Source organism: Sphingomonas naphthae (assembly GCF_028607085.1).
GTDB classification, from domain to species: Bacteria; Pseudomonadota; Alphaproteobacteria; order Sphingomonadales; family Sphingomonadaceae; genus Sphingomonas_Q; species Sphingomonas_Q naphthae.
In genome coordinates, this window is the sequence record NZ_CP117411.1 from 1,009,221 (window position 1) to 1,033,103 (window position 23,883).

At 69.1% G+C, this 23,883-nt stretch carries 23 protein-coding genes and 2 tRNA genes; 9 read left to right on the plus strand and 16 right to left on the minus strand.

Going from position 1 to position 23,883, the window contains the following annotated elements; genetic code table 11:
• Positions 1-9 precede the first annotated feature (9 nt).
• On the plus strand, positions 10-888 hold the full coding sequence (locus tag PQ455_RS04755) for a hypothetical protein (protein ID WP_273689653.1): 879 nt from the start codon (positions 10-12) through the stop codon (positions 886-888).
• Positions 889-1,004: 116 nt separating this feature from the next.
• Here the strand turns inward: PQ455_RS04755 and PQ455_RS04760 are convergent.
• Positions 1,005-1,095, minus strand: a tRNA-Ser gene (locus PQ455_RS04760).
• 103 nt (positions 1,096-1,198) lie between these two features.
• On the opposite strand from PQ455_RS04760, the gene PQ455_RS04765 reads away from it, so the two are divergent.
• Positions 1,199-2,224: a peptidylprolyl isomerase gene (locus tag PQ455_RS04765; RefSeq protein WP_273689655.1), complete on the plus strand. Its 1,026-nt coding sequence runs from the start codon at positions 1,199-1,201 to the stop codon at positions 2,222-2,224.
• A gap of 50 nt (positions 2,225-2,274) precedes the next feature.
• Here the strand turns inward: PQ455_RS04765 and PQ455_RS04770 are convergent, their stop codons facing one another.
• Positions 2,275-4,221, minus strand: coding sequence for a potassium transporter Kup (locus PQ455_RS04770; RefSeq protein WP_273689657.1), 1,947 nt, complete (start codon positions 4,219-4,221; stop codon positions 2,275-2,277).
• A gap of 277 nt (positions 4,222-4,498) precedes the next feature.
• Between PQ455_RS04770 and PQ455_RS04775 the strand changes: the two genes are divergently transcribed.
• From PQ455_RS04775 to PQ455_RS04790, 4 genes are all read left to right on the plus strand, one after another.
• Complete coding sequence (locus PQ455_RS04775; RefSeq protein ID WP_273689659.1) at positions 4,499-4,921, plus strand: low affinity iron permease family protein; 423 nt, start codon at positions 4,499-4,501, stop codon at positions 4,919-4,921.
• A gap of 71 nt (positions 4,922-4,992) precedes the next feature.
• Positions 4,993-5,199: a hypothetical protein gene (locus PQ455_RS04780; RefSeq protein ID WP_273689661.1), complete on the plus strand. Its 207-nt coding sequence runs from the start codon at positions 4,993-4,995 to the stop codon at positions 5,197-5,199.
• A gap of 103 nt (positions 5,200-5,302) precedes the next feature.
• The gene (gene trxB / locus PQ455_RS04785; protein WP_273689663.1) at positions 5,303-6,286 is read left to right on the plus strand and encodes a thioredoxin-disulfide reductase; all 984 of its coding nucleotides are present in this window, start codon (positions 5,303-5,305) and stop codon (positions 6,284-6,286) included.
• Between the two features lie 114 nt (positions 6,287-6,400).
• Positions 6,401-6,748 (plus strand): hypothetical protein, encoded by a 348-nt coding sequence (locus PQ455_RS04790; protein ID WP_273689666.1) that lies wholly within the window; start codon positions 6,401-6,403, stop codon positions 6,746-6,748.
• Positions 6,749-6,853: 105 nt separating this feature from the next.
• On the opposite strand, the gene PQ455_RS04795 is transcribed toward PQ455_RS04790, so the two are convergent.
• The 3 genes from PQ455_RS04795 to PQ455_RS04805 are packed head-to-tail and all read right to left on the minus strand — an operon-like array spanning position 6,854 to position 10,613.
• On the minus strand, positions 6,854-8,227 hold the full coding sequence (locus PQ455_RS04795) for an AmpG family muropeptide MFS transporter (protein WP_273689669.1): 1,374 nt from the start codon (positions 8,225-8,227) through the stop codon (positions 6,854-6,856).
• Between the two features lie 53 nt (positions 8,228-8,280).
• A complete protein-coding gene (locus PQ455_RS04800; protein WP_273689672.1) occupies positions 8,281-8,655 on the minus strand; it encodes a response regulator in 375 nt (124 codons plus the stop codon).
• Positions 8,652-10,613, minus strand: coding sequence for a sensor histidine kinase (locus PQ455_RS04805; RefSeq protein WP_273689675.1), 1,962 nt, complete (start codon positions 10,611-10,613; stop codon positions 8,652-8,654). Before PQ455_RS04805 ends, PQ455_RS04800 begins: the two co-directional genes overlap by 4 nt.
• Before the next feature lie 187 nt (positions 10,614-10,800).
• Between PQ455_RS04805 and PQ455_RS04810 the strand changes: the two genes are divergently transcribed.
• Complete coding sequence (locus PQ455_RS04810) at positions 10,801-12,192, plus strand: helix-turn-helix domain-containing protein (RefSeq protein WP_273689678.1); 1,392 nt, start codon at positions 10,801-10,803, stop codon at positions 12,190-12,192.
• A 17-nt stretch (positions 12,193-12,209) separates the two neighbouring features.
• On the opposite strand, the gene PQ455_RS04815 is transcribed toward PQ455_RS04810, so the two are convergent.
• The 9 genes from PQ455_RS04815 to modA form a co-directional block, all read right to left on the minus strand.
• The gene (locus PQ455_RS04815) at positions 12,210-13,742 is read right to left on the minus strand and encodes a methyl-accepting chemotaxis protein (RefSeq protein WP_273689681.1); all 1,533 of its coding nucleotides are present in this window, start codon (positions 13,740-13,742) and stop codon (positions 12,210-12,212) included.
• Positions 13,739-14,023: a hypothetical protein gene (locus PQ455_RS04820; RefSeq protein ID WP_337958562.1), complete on the minus strand. Its 285-nt coding sequence runs from the start codon at positions 14,021-14,023 to the stop codon at positions 13,739-13,741. Before PQ455_RS04820 ends, PQ455_RS04815 begins: the two co-directional genes overlap by 4 nt.
• 132 nt (positions 14,024-14,155) lie before the next feature.
• A tRNA-Pro gene (locus tag PQ455_RS04825) sits at positions 14,156-14,232 on the minus strand.
• 47 nt (positions 14,233-14,279) lie between these two features.
• A complete protein-coding gene (locus tag PQ455_RS04830; protein ID WP_273689683.1) occupies positions 14,280-16,436 on the minus strand; it encodes a TonB-dependent receptor in 2,157 nt (718 codons plus the stop codon).
• A 58-nt stretch (positions 16,437-16,494) separates the two neighbouring features.
• Entirely contained in the window at positions 16,495-17,250 is a 756-nt protein-coding gene (locus tag PQ455_RS04835) for a molybdopterin-dependent oxidoreductase (protein ID WP_273689685.1), read from the minus strand.
• Positions 17,247-18,071 (minus strand): cytochrome b/b6 domain-containing protein, encoded by an 825-nt coding sequence (locus PQ455_RS04840; RefSeq protein ID WP_273689686.1) that lies wholly within the window; start codon positions 18,069-18,071, stop codon positions 17,247-17,249. The genes PQ455_RS04835 and PQ455_RS04840 overlap by 4 nt, the downstream gene beginning before the upstream one ends.
• A 146-nt stretch (positions 18,072-18,217) precedes the next feature.
• Positions 18,218-18,952: a molybdenum ABC transporter ATP-binding protein gene (locus PQ455_RS04845; RefSeq protein ID WP_273689690.1), complete on the minus strand. Its 735-nt coding sequence runs from the start codon at positions 18,950-18,952 to the stop codon at positions 18,218-18,220.
• Positions 18,945-19,628: a molybdate ABC transporter permease subunit gene (gene modB / locus PQ455_RS04850; protein WP_273689692.1), complete on the minus strand. Its 684-nt coding sequence runs from the start codon at positions 19,626-19,628 to the stop codon at positions 18,945-18,947. The genes PQ455_RS04845 and modB overlap by 8 nt, the downstream gene beginning before the upstream one ends.
• Positions 19,625-20,377 carry a molybdate ABC transporter substrate-binding protein gene (gene modA, locus PQ455_RS04855; protein ID WP_273689694.1) on the minus strand — a complete coding sequence of 251 codons (753 nt, stop codon included), beginning with the start codon at positions 20,375-20,377 and terminating at the stop codon, positions 19,625-19,627. The genes modB and modA overlap by 4 nt, the downstream gene beginning before the upstream one ends.
• On the opposite strand from modA, the gene PQ455_RS04860 reads away from it, so the two are divergent.
• Positions 20,376-20,627: a hypothetical protein gene (locus PQ455_RS04860; protein ID WP_273689697.1), complete on the plus strand. Its 252-nt coding sequence runs from the start codon at positions 20,376-20,378 to the stop codon at positions 20,625-20,627. The genes modA and PQ455_RS04860 overlap by 2 nt on opposite strands.
• Before the next feature lie 141 nt (positions 20,628-20,768).
• On the opposite strand, the gene PQ455_RS04865 is transcribed toward PQ455_RS04860, so the two are convergent.
• Both PQ455_RS04865 and PQ455_RS04870 read right to left on the minus strand, forming a co-directional pair.
• Positions 20,769-21,506, minus strand: coding sequence for a c-type cytochrome (locus PQ455_RS04865; RefSeq protein WP_273689698.1), 738 nt, complete (start codon positions 21,504-21,506; stop codon positions 20,769-20,771).
• Positions 21,507-21,694: 188 nt separating this feature from the next.
• The gene (locus PQ455_RS04870; RefSeq protein ID WP_273689700.1) at positions 21,695-22,042 is read right to left on the minus strand and encodes a UrcA family protein; all 348 of its coding nucleotides are present in this window, start codon (positions 22,040-22,042) and stop codon (positions 21,695-21,697) included.
• 276 nt (positions 22,043-22,318) lie between these two features.
• Between PQ455_RS04870 and PQ455_RS04875 the strand changes: the two genes are divergently transcribed.
• Complete coding sequence (locus tag PQ455_RS04875) at positions 22,319-23,830, plus strand: S10 family peptidase (protein WP_273689702.1); 1,512 nt, start codon at positions 22,319-22,321, stop codon at positions 23,828-23,830.
• The last annotated feature ends 53 nt before the right edge of the window (positions 23,831-23,883 follow it).

Sequence of the window (23,883 nt, forward strand, 5' to 3'; positions counted from 1 at the left end):
GCCCCACGGGTGCCGATCGGCTATGAGGTGAGCCTGCGGCTGTTCAAACGCGGCGTTGCCTATCTCCAGACGCGCGACCGCCTCGCCGCCGCCGTGCGCTGGGGGATGAGCCAGTCGCTATGGCGCCAGTTGCTGGCCGAGATGATAGCTCAGGCCGAGCCGTTGCTCGCCCACCGGATCGTCGCCCGCGACATGTTCACCCGCGACCGTCCGCCCGATCCGGAGACGATTATCGACCTCGTCGAGTTTGCCATTCGCGGGCAGCGGGCCGTCATCCTCCTGATCCGGGGCGAGTACAGCCATTTCACCGTTGTCTCGGGGATCAGCGATACCCGCCTCCTGCTGCACGACAGCTTCGGGCTGAAATGGCTGGGCAAGCAGGCGGCCGACCGCACCAAGGCGGTGGGCAAGCGCTGGATCGCGGCAGAGTCGATCACGATGATCGAGTTGGGCGATCCGGTGACCAGGCCGATCGTCTTGCCGGCAGCGTCTTCAACCACAAAGAAGGCCGCCGCGATCGACGAGATATGGGACAATCGCCACGACCTCCACGCCGCCTACCTCGCCGATCCCGACAAGCTGACATTCTGTGCCGAGCTGCCGTTCATCGGCGAGATCACCAGATATCATCTTGCCAAGGACCTGGGCCTCGATGTCGCCAAGCCCGACATCCACCTCGCCCGCCTCGCCAGAGCCGAGGGTGTCACCGCGCAGGAGCTATGCCTGCGGCACGCCCACGAAGCGGGGTGCCGTGTGTCCACGGTCGATACCATCCTCTGGCGGGCCTGCGCCGAAGGCATCCGCGATTCCGAACTCTATCTTGAGCGGGGCTGGTCCGCTGAGTGTCTCCACCTGCCCGTCGACGGATTACTTTACGGCAACGGATGAGAGCCCGATCGCTCGCCAATGATCGCTCAAAGCCGTCAACAGCCATGCCGCAATTGGGCACGGAGTTAGACACAGACGTCCGATCCGGAAGAAAATGTAATGATTTCAATGATGCTTGGCGGAGCGGGAGGGATTCGAACCCTCGATACGCTTTTGACGTATACTCACTTTCCAGGCGAGCGCCTTCGACCACTCGGCCACCGCTCCGCATTGCACTGGAAGGCGTGCGCCCTAGCCGGTCGGGAAGGGTTCCGCAAGGCGTAGCGGGCGGGTCTATCGCGGGCGGCGGGGGCGTGGCAGGATATGCGCCATGACCAGACATATCCGCCTTGCGGCGCTGCTCGTGGCGACCGGATCGATCGGCCTCCTGCCGGCCGTGGCGCAGACGCCGCCCGCCCCGCCCCGCTATCAGCCCGTCAACCCGGCGGCGAGCCTGCCGCCGCCACCGCCGCCACCGCCGCCGGCCCCGGTATCGGCGGGCCCGGCGGCCGCGTCATCGGCGCCCGCGCGGCCGACGCCGGCATCGGTGCTGGCGGGCGCGCCGGCGGAGGCCTGGCGCGAGGTGCCGGCCGATCGGCTGCTGGTGATCGATTTCGCGGGCGGCGGCCAGGTGCTGATCGAACTGGCGCCGGAATTCGCGCCGGAGCATGTCGCCAACATCATCACCCTGGCGCAGGCGCGCTGGTTCGACGGGATCGCGATCGTCCGCAGCCAGGAGAATTACGTCACCCAATGGGGCGACCCGACCGAGAAGAAGCCGCTGCCGGCCGACATGCCGGCCAAACTGCCTGCCGAATATGAGCGCAGCGCCGCCGGCGTGCCGCTCGACGTGCTGCCTTATCGCGACACCTATGCCGCCACGGTCGGCTATTCGCGCGGCATGCCGGCCGCCAGCGAGGGCGGGCAGGCGTGGCTGGCGCATTGCTATTCGATGGTCGGTGTCGGCCGCGACAAGAATCCCGACGTGGGGACCGGCGCCGAACTCTATGCGGTGATCGGCCATCAGGCGCGCGCGCTCGATCGCAACATCGCGGTCGTCGGCCGGGTGATCGCCGGCATGGAGGTGCTGAGCGCCCGCCCGCGCGGCACCGGGCCGCTCGGCTTCTACACCGATCCCACGCAGAAGACCGGGATCGTCGCGGTGCGGCTCGCGGCGGACCTGACGCCCGCCGAGCGCCCGGCATGGCAGGTGCTGCGCACCGATACGCCCACCTTCACCGCCTGGCTGTCGGCGCGGGCCAGCCGGCAGGACGATTTCTTCCTGCGGCCGGCGGGGGCGATCGATCTTTGCACGGCGATGCCGCCGGTGCGGAAGACGCCGCCGGCTGGCTCCTGAACTTCGGGGACGGAGACGGAGACGGGGAGGGGGGGGCTGAAAAAGCCCCCTCAAATCTCGACCTGGCTGCCCAGTTCGACCACGCGATTGGTAGGCAGGCGGAAGAATTCCATCGCGCTTTCCGCGTTGCGCAGCATCCAGGCGAACAGTTTCTCGCGCCACAGCGCCATCCCCGGCCGCGACGAGGCGATCAGGGTCTGCCGGGCGAGGAAGAAGCTCGTATCCATCATGCGGAAGTCGGCGCCGCATTCGTCAGTCATCTTCAGCGCCAAGGGCACGTCCGGGTCTTCCATGAAGCCGTAGACGAGCAGCATCCGGTAGAAGCCCTGGCCGATATCCTCGATCTTCGCGCGGCCGGGTTCGTCGACATAGGGCATGTCGGCGATCTTCACCGTCAGCAGGATCACCCGCTCGTGCAGCACCTTGTTGTGCTTCAGATTGTGGAGCAGCGCGTGGGGCACGCCGTGCGGCGAGGAGGTCATGAACACCGCCGTGCCCGGCACGCGGGTGGCGGAATTCACCGCCGAGCGGACGAACACCTGCACCGGCATGGCGGCTTCCTTCATCCGCGCCTGCATCAGCGCGCGGCCGCGTGCCCATGTGGTGAGCAGGGTGAAGGCGGTGAGGCCGATCAGCAGCGGGAACCAGCCGCCATCGGGCACCTTGGTGAGGTTCGAGGCGAAATAGAGCGCGTCGAACAGCAGGAACAGCGCCAGCACCAGCGCGCCGACCCACTTGGGCCAGTTCCACACGCGGAACAGCAGCACCGCCAGCATACAGGTGGTGATGAACATCGTGCCCGTCACGGCGATGCCGTAGGCGGCGGCGAGGTTCGACGATTCGCCGAACATCAGCACCAGCAGGATGACCATGATCATCAGCGACCAATTGACCGAGCCGATGTAGATCTGGCCGGCGGTGGACGCGCTGGTGTGATCGATTCGCAGGCGCGGCATCAGGCCGAGCTGGACCGCCTGCTGCACGACGGAGAAGGCGCCGGTGATGACCGCCTGGCTGGCGATCACCGTGGCCAGCGTCGCGAGAATCACGAGCGGCAGGCGCCACGCCTCGCTCGCCATCAGGAAGAAGGGGTTGGCGGCGGCTTCGGGCGAGCGGATCATCAGCGCGCCCTGGCCCATGTAATTGAGCATCAGCGCCGGGAAGATCAGGAACACCCAGGCCCACTGGATCGGCTTCGCGCCGAAATGGCCCATGTCGGCATAGAGCGCCTCGGCCCCCGTCAGCGCCAGCACGACCGAGCCGAGCGCCAGAAAGGCGAGCATCGGATCGTGCAGCACGAAGCGTGCCGCCCAGATCGGGTTGAGCGCCCACAGTATCTCGGGATTGGCGACGATGCTGATCACGCCCAGCACGGAGAGAGCGATGAAATAGACCGTCATGATCGGCCCGAAGAAGCGGCCGATGAAGTCCGTGCCGTAGGACTGGATGATGAACAGGGCGACGAGGATGATGATCGCCGTCGGCAACACGAAGGGCGCGAAGCCCGTCTCCACCGTGGCGAGGCCCTCCACCGCCGACAGCACCGAGATGGCGGGCGTGATCATGCAGTCGCCGAAGAACAAGGATGTCGCCAGCACGCCGAGCAGTACGAGGCTCTTGCTCCATTTGCCGCCGCCCGTCCGCCGCTGGATCAGGGCGAGCAGGGCGAGGCTGCCGCCTTCGCCCTTGTTGTCGGCGCGCAGGATCAGGAAGACATATTTGCACGAGACGACGACGATCAGCGACCAGAAGATCAGGCTGATGACGCCGTTGATGTGAAGCAGGTCGACCGCCAGCGGATGGTGGCCGACGAAGACTTCCTTCATCGCATAGAGCGGGCTGGTGCCGATATCGCCATAGACCACGCCCACCGCGCCGAGCGCCAGCGCGCCCAGCCCCTTCTTGGGGTGATGATGGTTGTACGGCGGGTCGAGCGGATCGGCGTCGCCTTGCGGGGCAAGGCCGTCGGCCGTCGAAGGCGTTAGGGTGTCGTTCATCGAGGGGCCGATAGTCCGCGGATCATCATACGCTTCCATCCCACGCGGTCGGTGCCCCCGGCAGCGCGGGCGGCGCACTAGCACTTCGACTGTGCAGTCGCAACATCCCGTGCCCGGCAGGGTTCCTCAGGCGGACGGGAGAAATGCTCCATTTCGTCGCGCAACGGAGTTTGGCGTCTGCCGAAAACGATCGATCGGCGAGTCGGGGTGCCCACATTGGCATTGCGCGCGGGCCTGATCCGGCGTTGAACCGGTCTCCCTCCCGGAGCGCGCCGCCATGCTCGATCATCTCTTCACCGCCATCGCCAATCGCATCGCGGCCTTCGTCGGCGACAGCTGGGCCTTCATCATCGCGGCGCTGGTCGTGATCGTATGGGGCATCACCGGGCCGCTGTTCGATTATTCGGATACGTGGCAGCTCGTCATCAACACCGGCACCACCATCGTGACCTTCCTGATGGTGTTCCTGATCCAGAATTCGCAGAACAGGGACGCGGCGGCGATGCAGGCGAAGCTCGACGAGCTGATCCGCGCGGTGGACGATGCCCGCGCCCAGTTCATCGGCATCGAACACAAGACCGATCGCGAGATCGAGAAGATCCGCGCCGATCTGGAAAAGGAATGCCAGGACGCCGACGAGCAGGCGCGCGGCAAGCCCAACAGCGACGAATATGTCGATCGGCTGATGCGCCGCCGCTGATCGGGGGAACCGCTCTAGCAACGAAACGTAACACAGCCGGCGCCGATGTCTGGCGCCGGGAGATTTTGCACATGAAGATCAAAGCATGGGGCCTGGCCGCGATTGTCGCCGTCGGTTTCGGTGGCCTTGCCCTGCCCGCCGACGCGCAGCCGCCCCCCCGCGTGGTGGTGGTGGAGCGCCATCATGCCGGCCCGGTCCATCACTACCGCAAGAAGCGCAAGGTCTGCCGCGTGACCTGGTATCATCATCGCAAGGTCCGCCGCTGCACCTGGCGCTGATCGCCGAGGCGTTACCGGGGGGCGCCGCCGCCGGCCGCTGGCCAAGCGCCGTGGCGCTCCCCATATACGGGCCATCGAATCGCAACAGGGATCAGAACCCCCGATGGCCGCTACCCATTCCACCCGCATGCTCATCCTCGGCTCCGGCCCGGCCGGTCTGTCCGCCGCCATCTATGGCGCGCGCGCTGGCCTCGCGCCGATCGTGGTGCAGGGGCTCCAGCCCGGCGGGCAGCTCACCACCACCACCGATGTCGAGAATTACCCCGGATTCCGCGATGTCATCCAGGGCCCGTGGCTGATGGAGGAGATGCAGGCGCAGGCCGAGCATGTCGGCGCGCGGATGGAATGGGACATGATCGTCGAGGTCGATCTGTCCGCGCGTCCGTTCCGCCTCGTCGGCGATTCGGGCGCGGTCTATCTCGGCGACACGCTCGTCATCGCGACGGGCGCGCAGGCCAAATGGCTCAATATCGAGAGCGAGGAGCGGCTGCGCGGGCAGGGCGTGTCGGCCTGCGCCACCTGCGACGGCTTCTTCTTCCGGGGCAAGAAGGTGGCGGTGATCGGCGGCGGCAATACGGCGGTCGAAGAGGCGCTCTACCTCACCAACCACAGCCACGATGTCACGCTGATCCACCGCCGCGACAGCCTGCGCGCGGAGAAGATCCTTCAGGAGCGGCTGTTCAAGCATCATGGCATCAAGGTGCTGTGGAACAAGGAAGTCGCGGAGTTCGTCGGCGGCGAGGGCGCGGCCGGCCTCGTCGCGATGGATTTGAAGGACACGACGACCGGCGAGATCAGCCGCATCGACGTGGACGGCGGCTTCGTCGCGATCGGCCATCATCCCGCGACCGAGCTGTTCCAGGGCAAGCTCGACATGGATGCCGACGGCTATCTGGTGGTCGAGCCGGGCACGACCCGCACCAACGTCCACGGCGTGTTCGCCTGCGGCGACGTGGCCGACAAGATCTACCGCCAGGCGATCACCGCCGCCGGCACCGGCTGCATGGCGGCGCTGGACGCGGAACGCTTCCTGGGCGAGATCGACTTTCCGGTGACCGAGGAAGAGAAAGCCGAGGCGGCCGCCTGACCGCATGAAGGCGAAGCAGCAATCCTTTGTCTGGCTAGGAATTCACCTGGCCACGCCGTCGCGCCGCCTTGGCATCCCGTTCCAACCGATGATTCCACCGGCTGGTGTTGGCCGGTGAACAAATCCCGTATCGGCCGTGCGCTTCGCCGCCTCTATGTGCCTGCCATCCTGCTGTTCTTCGCGCTGATCGTGTTCGACAGCTATCTGATGAACGTCCGGCCGATCGTCGCGTGGACCATTCCGGCGAACCCGCCCACCGACTGGCTGTGTCAGAACCTTGTCAGGACGAGCTATTGCGTCCAGCCGACGCCCGGCGATCACTTGGTCCAGGGTGTCCTCGGGTTGTTCATGATCGGGTTCGCGATTCCCGTCATCATCGCGAACCTCGTGCTTCGAGGGCGCGACAAGATGCTGAAGCCACCGCATTTCGGACGGGATCGCAAGCCTTGGTGGATGGGGTGAGAGCGGCGTAGTTCCCGCCGTGCTCCTGCGCAGGCAGGAGCCCAGAGTCACATGCGCTGTGTTCCGCTGCGGGGCTCCTGCCGCCGCAGGAGCAACGCGGAAAGGCTACGCCGCCACCTCGTCGCGCGCGTCGCCCTCGCCCACTTCGCCGGCGGTGCCCATGGCGCTGTCGATCAGCCCCATCCGCATCATCAGCCAGAACAGCAGGATGCCCGGCACCGCGATGATCGTGGTGAGCAGGTAATAGTTCACATAGCCCAGCCCCTCGATCAGCGCGCCTGCCGTGGTGCCGGTGACGAAGCGGCCGACGATGCTCGATCCCGCCGAGATCAGCGCATATTGCGCGGCGGTGAAGCGCAGGTCGCACAGCGCCGAGAAATAGGCCGTCACGCACACGCCACCGATGCCGCTGGCGAAATTCTCGAAGCCGATCGTGGCGGACAAGGCCCAGTTATTGTGCCCCGCCGCCGCCAGCCCCGCGAAGCCGAGATTGGTGAAGGCCATCAGCACGAGGCTGAGCAGCACCGACCGCTTCAGCCCCATCCGCGCATAGAGGATGCCCCCGACGAACGTGCCGAGCAGGGTCGCGATCAGGCCGAACATCACGTCGTAGGTCGCGATCTCCTCATTGGAGAAGCCGTTGTCGTTGAGGAGCAGGCGCAGCGACAGATTGGCGAGCGTGTCGCCGATCTTGTGGAAGAGGATGAAGGCCAGGATCAGCAGCGCGACCTTCACGCCCTGCCGCTTGAAGAATTCCACGAACGGGCCGACGATCGAGCCGATCATCAGCCGCAGCCCACGCCGTTCGGCGGGCGCGCGGCGGCGTTCGGGCTCACCCATCAGCAGCGCGGTGACGACGGCGGGCAGCGCGAAGAGGGTGCAGGCCATGTAGCCGACCGTCCAGCCATGCTCGATCGTGTTGCCGGCGGCGACACCCGCCGCGCCCGCCACGAACAAGGCCAGCGATCCGGCGCCGACATTGCCCAGCCGATAGCCATATTGCGACATGCCCGCGCCCACGCCCAGCTGGCGCGGTTCGAGCAGTTCGATGCGATAGGCGTCGATCACGATATCGAAGGTGGCGCCCGCCACGCCCACCAGTACCGCCGCATAGGCCATGTCGAGCAGCCCGGCGGTGGGATCGAGCCGCGCCAGGTTGAACACCGCCAGCACCACCAGCACGGCGGCGAACAGCATCCACGACACGCGCTGGCCCAGCCGGCCGAGGATCGGCAGCCGCACGCCATCCACCATCCACGCCCAGAGCGGCTTGAGATTGTAGGCGAGGATCGCGAGCGCGAAGGTGGTGATGCTCTTCTTCTCGATCCCCGATTGCGCCAGCCGCGTGGTGAGCGTCGCCGCGATCATCGCGAAGGGGAAGCCCGACGACAGACCCAGCGCGAAGGCCGCCAGCGGCGCCCGCTCGCAATAAGGGCGGATGCTGGCGAGGATGCCGGGGCGGGAAGTGGTTTCGTCCATGGCACGACCATAGCGGGGCGTGTCGCGGGGGGAAGAGGGCGTGGGCGCCGAAATCAGCGCCCCAGTGCGGTCGCGATAGCGGCGGCGACGTCGGCCTGCCGGTAGGGTTTGGGCAGGACGGGGACGTGCGAGAAAGCGGGATCGGGCCCGCCCGAGCCATAGCCGGTGGTGAACAGGAACGGCGTGCCGCCTAGCTCCAGCGCGTGGGCGGCGGGCATCGAGCGTTCGTCGTGCAGGTTGATGTCGAGCAAGGCGATGTCGAAGCCCCCCGCCGCCACCGCCGCCATCGCCTCGCCCAGCGACGCGGCCGTCGCGTGGACGATCGCGCCCATGTCCTCGACCATATCCTCGGCCGCCATGGCGATGATCGTCTCGTCCTCCACGATCAACACGCGCACCCCCGCAATCCGGCCCGTCCCGTCGCTCATGCCTGCACTTTCCCCTGCGGCGCGTCCGCTGTCAGGCGGAAGCCGGCCTCTCCGAAATCCATCGTCACCTCGGCCGCCAGATCGTTGGCCAGCGCGCGTTCGATCATGCGCAGGCCGAAGCCGCGCCGCGCCGGGGCCCTGGCCGGCGGCCCGCCCTCCTCGCGCCAGTCGATCGTCAGCCGCCCGTCGGCGATGCCCCAGGCGACGGTGATGCGGCCCTCCGGCGTGCTGAAGGCGCCATATTTGGCGGCGTTGGTCGCCAGTTCGTTGAGTACCAGCACCAGCGACACGGCGGCCTTGGGCTGCAACCGCACCGGCGGCCCGGCGATCGTCAGCCGCCCGTCGGGATCGACATAATGGCCGAGCGCGGTGGCGGCGAGTTCGGCGAAGCCCGCTCCCTCCCAGCGCGAACGGGTGAGAAGGTCGTGCGCCGAGGCGAGTGTTGCGAGGCGATGCTGGAACACGTCCTGCGCCTCGGATGCCTCGCGATCGGCGCGGAAGCTCTGGAGGGCGAGGCCCTGCACCAGCGCCAGCGTATTCTTCACGCGGTGGTTGAGTTCGTCGATCAGCGCGGCCTGGCGATCCTCGAAGGCGCGGCGCTCGGTGATGTCGCGGGCGATGCCGTGGAGGCCGCTCGGCCGCCCGTCGGCATCGGTGGCGAGGGTGGAATTGACCTCGACCCGGATCGCCTCGCGCCCCGGCCGCTGCAACCGCACCTCATATTTGGTGGTGCCGCCGTGGCGCAGTTTCTGGCCGAGCATCGCGAGCGTGACGTCGCCATCGTCGGGATGGAGGAAATCGGTGAGGCGCCGGCCGATGAGATCGGCGACCGGCACGTCGACCGCCTCGGCACAGGTGAGGTTGGCGGCGGTGATGCGCTGATCGAGATCGGCGGTGAAGATCATGTCCTGCGCCTGTTCGAAGATCAGGCGGTAGCGCTGCTCGCTGTCGCGCAGCTGGATTTCGGATCGGGTGCGGGTCACTTCCTGCCACAGCCGCTCGGCCATGCGGCGGATGGTGCCGATCGGGCTCTCGCTCCAGAGGCAGGGCCGTCGCTCGTGCGCGAACAGGCCCGCCACCAGCCCGGTGCGGGTCAGCACCGGCACCACCACCGCCGCGACGATGCCGTAGCTCAGGAATTTGGCGCGCACCTCCGGGGGGAAGCGGTCATCGCTGTTGATATCCTCGATGACGAACACTTCGCCGCGTGCCAGCGCGCGATGCATCTGCCCGCCGAACGCCTCCAGGCTGTGCGTGCCGGTCAGGTCGGCCAGATCGGTGTCGCCCCAGCAGCGCTCGACCCGCGACAGGCCCGCCGCCTCGTCGATCTCCGAATAACCGACCCGCGCCACGCCGAGATGGCGGCCGAGCAGTTCCAGCCCGATCGCCAGCACCTCCTGCGGTGATCGCGCGCGGCGCACCCGCTCGCCGAAATCGACCAGCAGGGCGGCGCGGGCGAGGCTGGCCACCCGCTGGGTCGTCTCCTGCCCCTGGTTGAACAGGCCCGCGATCCGCCCGTCGCCCGCCACGATCGGCGTCACGCTGTAATTCCAGAAGGTCTCGACCGGATGGCCGTGCGGCCGCATCGTCAGCCGCAGGTCGTTGGTGACCGATCCCGTGCCGGTCCGCTCGGCCTCGGCGCAGATCCGGCCGATCACCGACCAGGCCGGCCAGACCGCGCCGGCCGCCTCGCCCAGCACCTCCACGCCGCGCCCGCCCGGTATCGCCACCCAGGCATCGTTGAAGATCATGCGATGATCCGGCCCCCAGTAGATCACTGTGGGGGAGGAGCAGCTGAGGCAGATGCCGACCGAGGTGACGAGTTCGGGCGACCAGCCGGCGATGGCGCCGAGCGGGGTTGCGGACCAATCATGGTCGGCGATGCGCGCGCCCATCACCCCGCCCGAACGGCGGAAATGATCGGCGGCGGCCACGCGCGGCTGGATTGATCCCGTCAACGAGCCCCCTTCGATACGCAACATGCCGTTTCGTAACGGCAGCACACAATGTCCCCAATGCCGCGAAACGCCAGGCTGCGACGCAGGTTCCCCGTTCGCGACGCTTGATCGAGATTAGTTGTGGGCGATCCGGTGGACAGTGGATCGCGCTTGCAACGCCAGTGTTGCGTTGTCATAAATTTACCTCATGGCGGATCGCAAACTCTTCGCTGGCTATGGCGTGCGGCGCGTCCGGCGGGCGCAGGGGCAGACCCAGGCGGCGATGGCCGAAGGGTTGGGCATCTCGGCCAGCTATCTCAACCTGATCGAGCGTAACCAGCGGCCGGTGACGGCCACATTGCTGATGCGGCTGGCGGACCTCTACGATTTCGATCCGCGCACCCTGTCGGGCGATGCGCCGGGCGGCGGGGCGGAGGCGATGCGGCGGCGGCTGGCCGATCCGATGTTCGCCGATCTGGCGATCGACCGCGCCGAGGTGGACGAATGGCTGGCGGCGGCGCCCGGCGGGGCGACGGCCTTCGCGCTGGCCTTCGACCGCTTGATCGCCGGGGGCGCGGGGCCGGCGATCGGCCCGGCCGACCCCGAGGTGGCGGTCGAGCGCGCCGTGGCGCGCTGGCGCAACCATTTCGCCGACCTCGACGCGCAGGCAGAGGCCATCGCCGACGAACTGCGGCTGGGCGCGGGCGACCTGTTCGGCGGCCTCTCCGAGCGACTGCGCGTCAAGCACCAGCTGTCGCTACGCATCCTGCCATGGGAGGTGATGCCCGATCGACTCGCCCGGCTCGACCTTCACGCGCGACAGTTGCAGCTGTCCGAACTGCTTTCCCCCGGCGACCGCATTCTCGAGATCGGCGTGCAGATCGCGCTGCTGGAGGCGCGGGCGGAGATCGACGCGATCGTGTCTGGCGCGGGCCTCGATGACCGGGCCGGCGAACGGTTGATGCGCCGTCGCGCCGCCGATTACTTCGCTGCCGCGCTGGCGATGCCCTACGGCCGTTTCCTGCGCGCCTGCGAGGCGACGGGCTATGATCCCGATCTGCTGGCGGCGCGTTTCGGCGTGGGCTTCACCGCGATCGCCGGGCGGCTGACCAGCCTGCAGCGGGTCGGCGCGCGCGGCCTGCCCTTCTTCCTCGTCGCGGTCGATCCAGCGGGGCAGATGGTGCGGCGCATCGCGGGCGCATCGGGATCGGCGCTGGCGGACGCCGATGGCCGCTGCCCCTTGTGGAATCTTCACACCGCCTTCACCGATCCGGGCCGCGCGCAGGTGCAGCTGATCGAGGAGGAGAGCGGCGCGCGCTGGCTCACCCTGGCGCGCGCGATCGACCGGCCGGGGCGTGGGCCGGGCGGGGTGACGGGTCGGATCGCGGTGGGGATCGGGGTGGAGGCGAGCCATGCCGGCGTGATGGCGGCGGCGCGCGGCATCGATCTCACCGGGCCGGGTGCCACCCCGATCGGCCTCGGCTGCCGCGCCTGCACGCGGCCGGACTGCCCGCAGCGCGCGCATCCACCGGCGGGGCGGCCGTTACGGATGACCGATCGGGAACGAGGGGTGAACCCCTATCCGTTCTCGGGGGATTGAGCGGCGGCTGACCCGGCTTACGCCGCCTTCAATTGCGCCACGAACCGGTCCGTCGCGATCCGCAATTCCTGCGCGGTCGAAGACAGCCCCGTCGCCGCGTGCGACACCTGGCCCGACAGGCTTTCGGTGGTGCCCGCCACTTCCAGGATCGTGCCGATCTCGCTCGCCATGTCGTGCGCGCCCCTGGCGGTGTCGCGCGCGGTCTGTTCGATCGCGGCGGCGGTGTCGCGCTGCCGGTCGATCTCCTCGCGGATCGCCTCGGCGGTGAAGGTGAGGTTGGCCACCATCGTGGCGATCTCGGCCAGCGCCTGATGCGCCGCGCCCGCGCCGTCGGTGACGGAGCCCACCAGCAGCCGGATCTCGCCCGTGGCCCCGGTGGCCTGCGCGGCCAATTGCTTCACCTCGTTGGCGACTACCGCGAAGCCGCGCCCCGCCTCGCCGGCGCGCGCTGCCTCGATCGTCGCGTTGAGCGCGAGCAAATTGGTGCGCTGGGCGATCTGCTGGATCGAATCGGTGAAGCCGCTGATCGTCGCCGATCGCTCGGCCAAGGTCGCCACGGCGGCGCGGCCCGAGCTGGAGGCGCCGCGCGCCTGCCCGCTGAGCTTGGCCTGCTCGTCCACCCGTGCGGCGATGGCCGCGATCGAGCCCGAAAGGTCGCGGATATTGTCCGCCAGCCGCTCGGCGCTGTCGGATGAGCGGTTCGCGCTGGAGGCGGTGTCGGCGGTCTTGCGCGAGGTGCGCCGCGCCAGTTCGTTGAGCGAGCGGGCGCTGTCCTCCAGCCCGGTCGAGGCCGATCCGACCGAGCCGACGATATCCGCGATCGACGCCTGGAAGGCATCGGCCAGCGCCAGCATGTCGCCGCGCCGGCGCTCGGCGGCCTCCCGCTCCAATTGCTCGCGGCGGGCGCGCTCCTGCGCCTCGCGGGCCTCGGCGGCGCGGGCGGCGGCGATAGCGGTCTCGGCCTCCTGGCGGCGGGCGACGGCCTCGGCGGTGAGCCGCTCGCTTTCGACCCGCGCCACATCCTGCTTCTTCAGCAGCAGCCGCAGCCGGCGGGTGACGTAGCTCAGCACCGCCAGTTGCAGCAGTACCGCGACGGCATGGATCATGACCCGGCCGATATTGCTGCCCCCGCCGACGAACACCCACGACGGCATCACCGTTTCGAGCAGCAGATGGTGGACCGCGACCAGCCCGGCGGCCAGCGCGATCGGCCGCCAGTCGCACAGCACCGTCAGCGCTGCGAGGCCGACGAAGAAATACATGTGCCCGTCCATCTGCCACGGATGCCCCGCCATCAGATACACGCCGAGCGCCGGATAGACCGCCGCCAGCGTGCCGGTCACGAGCCGTGCCTTGTCGTCGTGGCGGCCTCGCAGCGCCATCGCGGTGGGGGCGGCATTGGTGACGAGCGCGATGGCCAGCACCGCGCCGAGATGGTCGGCGCCGGTCGCCCAGCCGATGAAGATCAGCGCGACGAAGGCGATCCAGGCGGCGCCGACCAGCAGTTGCAGCCCGCGCAGGCGCAGCGCGTCGAGGGCGTCGGTGGTCATGCCCGGCTCTCCGGGGTGGTGCGGCAGCCGGTGGCCGGCGCGGCGAGCATCAGCACGCCCTCGGCCCGCAGCGGCGCGGCGAGACGATCACGATCCCCCTCGACCACGATTGAGGCGGGCAGGGGGCCGAGCCCGACCAGCCGCGCGCCATGCCCGGCCGCGACCGCGATCATCGCGGCGCCATGGCCGGTCACCGGCACGAGCAGGAACTGCCCCCGCGCCGGCGGCGCGAGCGTGAGCGCCCCCAGCCCCAGCACCACCGCCCCGATCTGCCCCGCCACCATCATCCCGGTTGCCCCACGCGAATATCCATATCGGATGCGTTAGGCGACACTGGTTAGCGATCGGTTAACCGTGAAGGCATGCCCATGGCGATGGCGCGCGATAAGATCGGCACCTTCGTTGCGGTAAAATGGTCGGGGAGACAGGATTCGAACCTGCGACCCTCTGGTCCCAAACCAGATGCGCTACCAGGCTGCGCCACTCCCCGAGGTCGTGGTTCCCTTAGAGGGGGAAAAGCGGGCGGCCAAGCCTTTCTTAGAAATGCTCGAAGCGCAGGCCCACCCACAGCGTGCGGGGGGTGGCGCGTTCGATGGTGCCGTCGGCGGCGATCGTGGCGGGGACGAGGGTGTTGGTGAGGTTTTCGGCGCGCAACTCCAGCCGCAGGCCCGCGAACAGGGGGTAGGAGGCGGTGGCGTCGAGGGTTGTCGCCGCCGCCAGCGCGCGGCTGTTCTGGTCGTCCTCATATTGGCGGGCGACGCGGCGGACGGTCGCGTCGAGGCGCAGCGCGCTGGGGTCGTTCCAGCCGAGGGTGAGCGAGGCGGTGGTGCGCGGCGTCTGGGCCGGGCGCAGGCCATCGAGCGCGGCGGCGACGCCGGAGGCGCTGACCTTCGCATCAGACAGGGCGAAGGAGGCGGCGGCGAACATCCTGTTCCAGCTGCCGTTCGCCTCCAGCTCGATGCCCTGCGAGCGGATCGAATCGAGGTTCTGGCGGACGCGATAGGCGCCGCCCGCCGCCACGAAGCCGACGATCGGGAAGGTGCCGGGGCCGACCCCGGCGGTGACGTTGCCGATCGCGTCCTTCAACACGTTGCGGAACAGCGTCGCGCCGAGGCGCACGGTGGGCAGCGGGCGCCAGTCGATCCCGCCGTCCACGCCGGTCACCGTCTCGGGCTTGAGGCCGGCGTTGGCGGCGGTGGCGTCGGCGCCGGCGCGGAAGGGGCGGTAGAGTTCGTTGAGCGTCGGCAGGCGCCAGCCGCGATAGCCGGCGGCGCGCAGGGTGATGCCGCCATCCAGCTTGTACGCCGCGCCCAGGCGCCCGGTCGGCTCCCACCCGCTGCGATCGGCGAAGGCGAGGGCGGTGAGGGGCGCGCCGGTCGCGAGCGTGCGCTCGTTGAGATAGCCGTCCGCGATGCGCCAGCGATCGATCCGGCCGCCGGCGGTGAGGGTCAGCGCCTCGACCGGGAAGATCGTCGCCTCGACGAAGCCGCCGAAGGTACTCGTCTCGCCGCCCGCCTCACGGCCGCGTGTCGGGAGGCCGGCCACGAACGTATAGCGTTCCTTGGTGGCGCCGGTGGTGCGGCGGCCATCGGCGCCCAGGCGCAATTCGATGCCGGTGCCGACCGGCGGGCGCAGCTCGATCTTGCCGCCGATGCCGGTGGCGGGGACGGAATATTGGTCGAGCGTCTTGGTGGCGAGGCTGCGGGCGGCGTTGAGGCTGCCGTAGCTCGACTGGAATTCGCGCACCTGAAGGTAAGCGAGCGCCTCCCAGCCCCAGCGCCCGCGCCCGACGAGGCGGACGCTGGCGTCCTGCCCGGTGGCGGTGTTGCCGGTGAAGGGCAGGCCCCGGCTGCGGGCGTCGCGGGTGATGACGCCGTTGGCCTGCAATTCGGTATCCGGCCCGATCGGAAACACCGCGCGGGCGGCGACGCTGCCCTGGCGGTATGCGGCGGGCTGGTCGGCGGTGCCGCGCCGCGCCTCGACGATGGGGATGAAGCCGTCGCCCCGGCCGTAGCTGGCGGACAGGCTGGCGAAGCCGCCGCCGACGGTGGTGGAGATGCCGGCATTGGCGTCGATCGCGTCGCGGCTGCCATAAGCGATGCCGCCCCAGACCGGGGCCAGTTCGGTCGGGCCGGCGCTGGAGATGTCGATCGTGCCGGCCAGCGCGCCGGGGCCGTTGGCGCCGCTGCCGCCGCCGCGCGTGACGCGCACCTCGCTCAGCCGCTGCGGATCGAACGCCTGCCAGTTTACCCAGCCGCCGAAGGGATCGACCTGCGGCACGCCATCCAGCACCACCAGCGCGCGCGACGAGGCGTTGCCGCCGAGCCCGCGCAGGGTCGCGCCCTGGCTGGTCGGGTGGGCGGAGCGGCTGTCGGAACGGCGGAACTGAGCGAAGCCGGCGACCGATTGCAGCACGGTTTCCAGCCGCCCGCTGGCGGATTGATCGAGCCGGTCGCGGCCGATGGTGGAGACGTCATAGGCGGCCTCGCCGGCCGAGGCGGCGAGCCCGCGCCCGGTGACGACGATCTCGGCCGTGTCCTGCGCGTGGGCGACGGTGGGCAGCGCGACGCCGAGCAGCAGGAGCGCGGCGATCCGTGTAAGGTCACGAAGTTCGCATCCTACCGCCCAGTATTTCGCGCCGGTCGGCGGGGTGTTGGCGGGCAGGGCGGCGAAGCGGGGACGAAAAGCGAACATGGCGGCCGCCTCGCACAAAGCGGGGGCTGTAGGACAGCGATTTTTTGCCTGCGACGATCTAGATGCCGGCATACCATTCATAGTCGCTGACATCTTCCCAATATCCTCCCTTGCCGGCGCCGATGGCGGCGAGGCTTGTGACCGCCTCTATCCCCATCAGATATTTGGCCTGCTTGTAGCCGAGCTGCCGTTCAACCCGGAGGCGGAGCGGGGCGCCATTGGCCACAGGTAGCATTGCGCCGTTCAATCCCCAGGCGAGAATCGTCTGCGGGTGGAAGGCGTCGACCAGATCGATGCTCTCGTAATAGGTGGCGGAGCCGATCCGGTCGGCACAGTGGAAGACGATATATCTCGCCTTGTGGGAAAGGCCGGCGGCGTTGAGGATCAGGCGCAGCGGCGTGCCGGTCCATTTCCCGATCGCGCTCCACCCCTCGACGCAATCGTGCCGCGTGATCTGGGTGCGCGCGGGCATCCGGCCGAGATCGGCGAGCGACAGCGACAGCGGCCTGGCGACGAGGCCGGTGACGGCGAGGCGCCAGTCGGTGAAATGGCTTGCGGCCATCGCGGCATAGTCCGCCCCGGCGGGGGTGCGCGTGCCGTTCGAGCGGAACACGGGCGATATGTCCGCGCCGGCGAACTCCGGGGCGAGAGCCGCGCGATCGGTGATGAGGCGCTGGGCGCGATAGGTGAGCTTTTCGGCCGAGGCGAGCGCGCCGTGAAAAGTCGGGTTGGCGCCCAGCTTGTCGCAGCCGGCCAGCAGCAGCCCGCCGGCGGCGGTGGCCGATCCGATCAGCGCGCGGCGCGTGATCGTCATGCGCGGGGCAGCCGGAAGCGGCCGGTGATCATCGATCGCAGTTCGTTGATCGGCCCGGCCAGCACCACCATGATGAGGTGGACGAGGATGAACAGCGCGATGAAGGCGGCGCAGAGGAAGTGGATCGACCGCGCCGATTGGCGCCCGCCGAACACGTCGAGCAGCCACGGCCAGGCCGCGTTCATGCCCGGCGCCATGGTGAGGCCGGTCAGCACCAGCAAGGGGATCAGCGCGAAGATCACGCCGACATAGGCGATCTTCTGGAGCGGATTGTAGCGCGCGGCGGCCTCGCCTTTGGGAAAACGCAGCCGGGCGTGATCCCTGATGTCCCGCCACAGATGGCGGGGGCGCAGTTCGTCCCGCGTCGGGGCGAGATCGCGGCGGGCGTGGCCGTTGGCGAGGATGGCGACGATATAGGCGAGGATGCCGATCGCGAGCACCCAGGCGAAGGCGAGATGCCAGCGCCGCGCCATCGACAGGCTGTAGCGGGACGGGATCGTCGCCCAATAGGGGAAGGCGCGGGTCTGGGTGCGGCCCTGCTTGTCCTCCCACCGGCCGAGGACGCCCGTGGTGGGGATCACGACCGATCCGATCACGAGCCGGCCCTGCGTCGGCGTCGCGCCGATCATCAGCCACGCCCGATCATAGTTCGCGCCGGCCTTCCCCCAATAGAGCCGGGGGTGGGCGTTGAAGATCATCAGCCCGCTCATCAGCATGACGAAGATGGTCAGCGCGTTCAGCCAGTGCCAGATGCGCGTCGAAAGACGGTGGCGCAGGATTGTGCGGCGCGGTTCGCCGGGGGGCTGGGGGGCCGCTTCCATAAGTGATGCATGGACCGTTTGGGGCGGTCTGTCACGTGGGCGTTCGGCCACCGGCTTCCGTGCTCCTGCGCAGGCAGGAGCCCAGGGTTACAGGGCGGATCGCTTGTCGCCCCTGGGCTCCTGCTTTCACAGGAGCACGGCCGGGGTCAGGTAAGCGTGACGTGGCTACCCGGCCGGGGCAGGGGCCCGCTGACCCGGATCGTCACCAGATCGCCCTCCACCCCCACGACCTCGCCCTCGGCCCCCGCCAGCAACTCCGGCCCGCCCTCGGCCACCACCCGCCCCTCGGCGATCAGCACCACATGATCCGCCAGCCGCCGCGCCTCGCCAACGTGATGCGTGACGTAAAGGATCGGCAGGCGGAAGCGGGCCTTGAGGGTTTCGAGGAAGGGCAGGATCTCCGCCTTGCGCCCGCCATCCAGCGCGGCGAGGGGTTCGTCCATCAGCAGCAGATCGGGCTGGCTGAGGAGGGCGCGACCGATCGCCGCCCGCTGGCGCTCGCCGCCGGAAAGGGTGGCGGGGCGGCGGGAGAGGAGGGGGGCGATCGCGAGCACCTCGACCACCTCGTCGAAGCCGATGCCGCTCCGGTCGCTGCGGCGCAGGCCATAACGCAGGTTTCGCTCGACCGTCATGTGCGGGAACAGGCGGGAATCCTGATGGACGATGCCGATGCGGCGCCGCTCCGGCGGCAAGGCGAGCAGGTCGCGCCCGTCGAGGCGGACATGGCCCTCGCCCGTGGTCGGGCCGGCGATGGCGGCGAGGATCGAGGATTTGCCCGCGCCGGAGGGGCCGAACAGCGCCGTTACGCCATCCGACGGGGCGGTGAAGGCGGCCTCCAGCGCGAAGCCGCCCAGCCGGCGACGGATCGCGACGTCAAGCATCGCGACCCTCCCGCCGCATCGCGCGCAGCAGCCATTCCGACAGCAGCAGCGCCGCAACCGCCAGCGACAGCGAGATCAGCGCCAGCCGCAGCGCGATCCGCTCGCCGCCGGGCACCTGGAGCGCCGAATAGATGGCGAGCGGCAGGGTCTGCGTCTCGCCGGGGACGTTGGCGGCGAAGGTGATGACCGCGCCGAACTCGCCCAGCGCGGCGGCGAAGCCGATCACCAGCGCGGCGATCAGGCCGGGGGCGGCAAGCGGGAGGGTGATGGTGAACAGGCGATCCCAGAAGCCCGCGCCCAGCCCGCGCGCGGCTTCCTCCAGCCTGGGATCGACCGCCTCCAGCGCCTGCCGCACCGCGCGGACCATCAGCGGAAAGGCCATCGTGCCGGCGGCGAGGCTGGCGCCGGTGGAGGTGAAGACCAGGCGGATGCCGGCCTTGTCGAGCAGGGCGCCGATCGGCCCCTGCACGCCGAACAGCAACAGCAAGGCGAAGCCGACGACGACGGGGGGCAGCACCAGCGGCGCATGGAGCAGCGCATCGATCAGGGTGCGGCCGGGGAAGCGGCAGCGCGCGACGATCCACGCCGCGACGATTGCCAGCGGCAGCCCGACCAGCGCGGCGCGGCCGGCGACGATCAGGCTCAGCCACAGCGCCTCGGCTTCGAGCGCACTCACTTGGGGGGCGTGAAGCCGTAGCGGGCGAAGATGGCGCGCGCCTGTGCCGAAAGCAGGAAGCGGGCGAAGCGCGGCGCGGTGGGCGCGGCGCGGGTGGTGAGCGCCATGGGGTAGCTGATCGGCGCATGGCTGGCGGCGGGGAAGCGGCCGGCCAGCGCCACGCCTTTGTCGAGCGCTGCGTCGGTCGCGTAGACGATGCCGAGTGGCGCCTCCCCGCGCGAAACGAGGGCCAGCGCGGCGCGGACATTCTCGGCGCGGGCGAGGCGGGGCTGGACGGCGCGCCACAGACCGAGCTTGGTGAGCGCCTGTTCGGCATAGCGGCCGGCGGGGACGTAGGCGGGGTCACCCACCGCGAGGCGCCCGTTCGGGCCGAGCCGGGCGAGCAGCGGGAAGCGTCCGTCGATCATGGCAACGGGTTTCGCGCGGCTGGCCATAGGCGCGACGAGGACGAGGCTGTTGCCGAGCAGGGCGCGGCGCGTGCCGGGGCGGATGCTGCCCTTGGCGACGGCATAATCCATCGATTCCGCGTCGGCGGAGACGAACAGGTCGGCGGGCGCGCCGCCCTCCAACTGGCGGGCGATCGTGCCGCTGGAGGCGAAGGAGAAGCTGACCGGCTCCTTCGTCCGCGCGGTATAGGCGCGGCCGGCCTCCTGCATCGCCTCGGTCAGCGAGGCGGCGGCGAACACGCGCAGCTGCGCCGGGGCGGGGGCCGCGACGAGCGCGAGAAGCAGGAGGAGGAAACGCGTCATGCCCGCCGGGCATAGCGAAGTGGGGCGCGGAGGTGAACTGGCCAAGGGGGGCAATACGCCGCGTTTCAGCAAAGCGACTTTTCTGCCCAAACAAGCAACGCTGATCGGGAAGTTAATAGACGACGCCGGTCGGTACGACGCGAATTATGATGCGGCTTGTCATCTCGATCACGGTATCATGGGGATCAAGCCCATTCTCGATAGGCCAATGTTCGATCGCAGACGCCTTGAACTGCTCAATTTGATATGAACGAAGCGTGATGTGATCGCCAACTCGGGGGAGAGCGTCGAACTCCCATGCTCCGAGCTGCGCATCGCCATGTTCTGATACGATGTGCGCGATTATCATGAACGCGCCCGCAAACCCAACCGCCGCCGTAACGCCCGCCGCTTACTTCGTCGGGCGTTGCTGGGCCTGCTGGCCGGAGGTGGCAGGAGCCGCCGGGCCGGCGATGTTGCCGGCGGGCTGCTTGGCGGCCTGCGCTTCGGTCGGCACGGGCACGTTGCCGGCCTTCTGCGCGTCGTCCTTGCCCTCGGCGGCGGCCTTCTCGGGCGAGGCGGCGCCTTCGGGAGCGGCTGCGGTGGCGGTCGCGGCAGGGGCAGCCGGCATCGGCAACGGGCTGGCGCTGTGCTGGTTAAGGAAGGCGATCACGTCGGCGCGATCCTCGGGTTTGGAAAGGCCCGCGAAGGTCATCTTGGTGCCGGGCGCGAAGGCCTTGGGATTCTTCAGCCACTGGGCCAGATTGTCCCAGTTCCAGGTGCCGCCCTTGCCCTTCAGCGCATCGGAGAAGGCGAAGCCGTTGGCGCCGGTGCCGATGCTCTCGCCCAGCACGCCCCACAGGTTGGGGCCAAGCGCGTTGGGGCCGCCATTGTCGGCGTTGTGGCAGGCGGCGCATTTCTTGAAGACCTGCTCGCCCTTGGCCGGGTCGGCCTTGGCGAGATACACTTCGATCGGCTGTTCGGCGGCGGCTTCCTCGCCACCGGCCTCGGCCTCGACACCCTCGACGGTGTAGCCCATCGTCTCGGGGCGCTCGGCGTGGAAATACTCGCCGGTCACGATCGAAAGGCCAAGAGCAGCGATGCCGCCGGCCAGCACCCATCCGGCGATCGTGTTGCCGCGGTCGTTCATTGCCTGCCTAACCCCCGATTTTATATGCGGCTCTCAAGGCCGCGATAAGGCGAACAGCGGTTCCTTTAGGGGGCGTTGTGCTGCACTGCAAGCGGCCAAGCGGGGGCCGGCACGGCATTTCCACGCGACGACGGGCGGAACCGGATGGCCGGCTCCGCCCGCGTGAGGAACGGGGATCGCGGGGGCGATCAGCCGCCGTGCGCCGGCGATCCGGCCTCGGCGAGCTGCGTCTCGCGCAGTTCCAGGATGCTCGCCAGATGCACCTGCGCGGCCGTCTCGGCGCGCACCTTGCAATCCATGCTGTGCTGGAGCGCGGTCAGGTCGCGATAGTCGGTCGGCGCCTGACAGACGGCGTTGACGGCGCTCGAGATGCGCTTGGCGAGCGTCTTCTTGCCGGCGGCCGAGGCGAGATCGAGATCGGCGGTGGCGACGCGCACAGCGGTCGGCTCGGTCACCGGCGTAGCGGCGAAGGCGGGCGCGGCGGCCGCTGCGAACAGCGGGGCGGCGATCAGCGGGACGAGGATGGTCTTGAACATGATGAATTCCTTTCCTGGGTCGGGGGCCCCCAGGGCCTTCTCGTGAGAGGAGGCTGGGGTCGCCGGGCGGTTGGTGGGGCCACCGCCCGGCCCGCCCTTCCTAGGCGGGGTGGGTCGGCCGATCGATCGAGCTTCGATCGGGGGCGCCGATCGCCCGACCGGCGGTACGAGCGCCGTCCATCGATCGACGAACGACATGAACCGCGCTTGCAGGATCGGCGACGGGCGGCGATCCTGCCCGCCATACCGCCTCTTTCCTCAGGATATGCCCCGCCGATGATTCGCCGTTTCGCCGCCGCGCTGATGTTCACCTCTCTGCTGACCGCCGCCGTGCCGGCCGCCGCGCAGGACAAGGGCGCGCCCAAGAAGGAGGCGCCCGCGCCGAAGAAAAGCGACGACAGCGATCTGCCGCCGCTGCCCGCCGACCGTACCGTCCGCCAGCAGGCGGTGATCGGCGGCCGGTCGATCGCCTATGACGCCACGGTCGGCACGATCCCGGTGCGCGATGCCAAGGGCAAGATCGCGGGCGAGGTGGTGTTCACCGCTTATACGATGCCGGGCGCGGCGCGCGGATCGCGGCCGGTCACCTTCGCCTTCAACGGCGGGCCGGGGGCGTCGTCGGTCTATCTCAACCTCGGCGCGATCGGGCCGAAGCGGGTGCAGTTCGGCGCGCAGGGCGACAGCCCGTCGGACAGCCCGGTGCTGACCGACAATCCCGCCTCCTGGCTCGACTTCACCGATATCGTCTTCATCGATCCGGTCGGCACCGGCTTCTCGCGCTCGCTGGTGGACGAGGAGCAGACCAAGAAGCTGTTCTATTCGGCCAAGCCCGACATCGAATATCTGTCGCGCGTGATCTACGATTGGCTGCTCCGCAACGGGCGGCTGACCTCGCCCAAATATCTCGCGGGCGAAAGCTATGGCGGCTACCGCGTGCCGCGTGTCGCCTACCATCTTCAGAGCCAGCTCGGCGTCGGGCTGAACGGGCTGGTGCTGGTGTCGCCCTATCTCGATCCGACCGCGTTGCGCGCGCAGGGCACGGCGCTGTCGCCCTTGCCCTATATGGCCACCCTGCCGTCGATGGCGGCGGCCAATCTGGAGCGCAAGGGCCAGCTCAGCCCGGCGGCGTTGCAGGAGGTGGAGGATTATACGCGCGGCGAATATATCGTCGATCTGCTGCGCGGCCGCTCCGATCCGGCGGCGGTCGAGCGGCTGACGACGCGCGTGTCGGCCTATACGGGCCTCGATCCGAAGATCGTGCGCCAGTTGCAGGGCCGGGTCGATCTCGGCACCTTCCTGCGCGAGATCCATCGTGGCGAGAAGAAGATCGGCTCGGTCTACGACAGCAATGTCACCGCCTACGATCCCTTCCCCGAAAAGGCCGACAGCGACAGCAACGACCCCATCCTCGACGCGCTGATCGCGCCGACGACGAGCGCGATGGTCGATTTCGTCACCACCACGGTCGGCTGGAAGGTGGACGCGCGCTACAATGCGCTGTCCTACGATGTGAATCGCATGTGGGTGCGCGACAACAGCGACACGCCGGTGCAGGATCTGCGCAAGGCGATGGCGGCCGACCCCAAGATGCGGGTGATCGTGGCGCACGGCATGGACGACCTGTCCTGCCCCTTTTTCGCCAGCCGGCTCATCATCGATCAGCTGCCGGTGATGGGCGATCCCAACCGCGTGAAGCTGTCGCTCTATGCCGGCGGCCACATGTTCTACAGCCGGCCGGCGAGCGGGCAGGCGTTCCGGGAAGATATCCGGGGGATGATGGCGCGTTAGTTTGATCCGCTCACGCGGATAGCGGCCGGCCCCGCCCCTGATCCGGCCTAGCC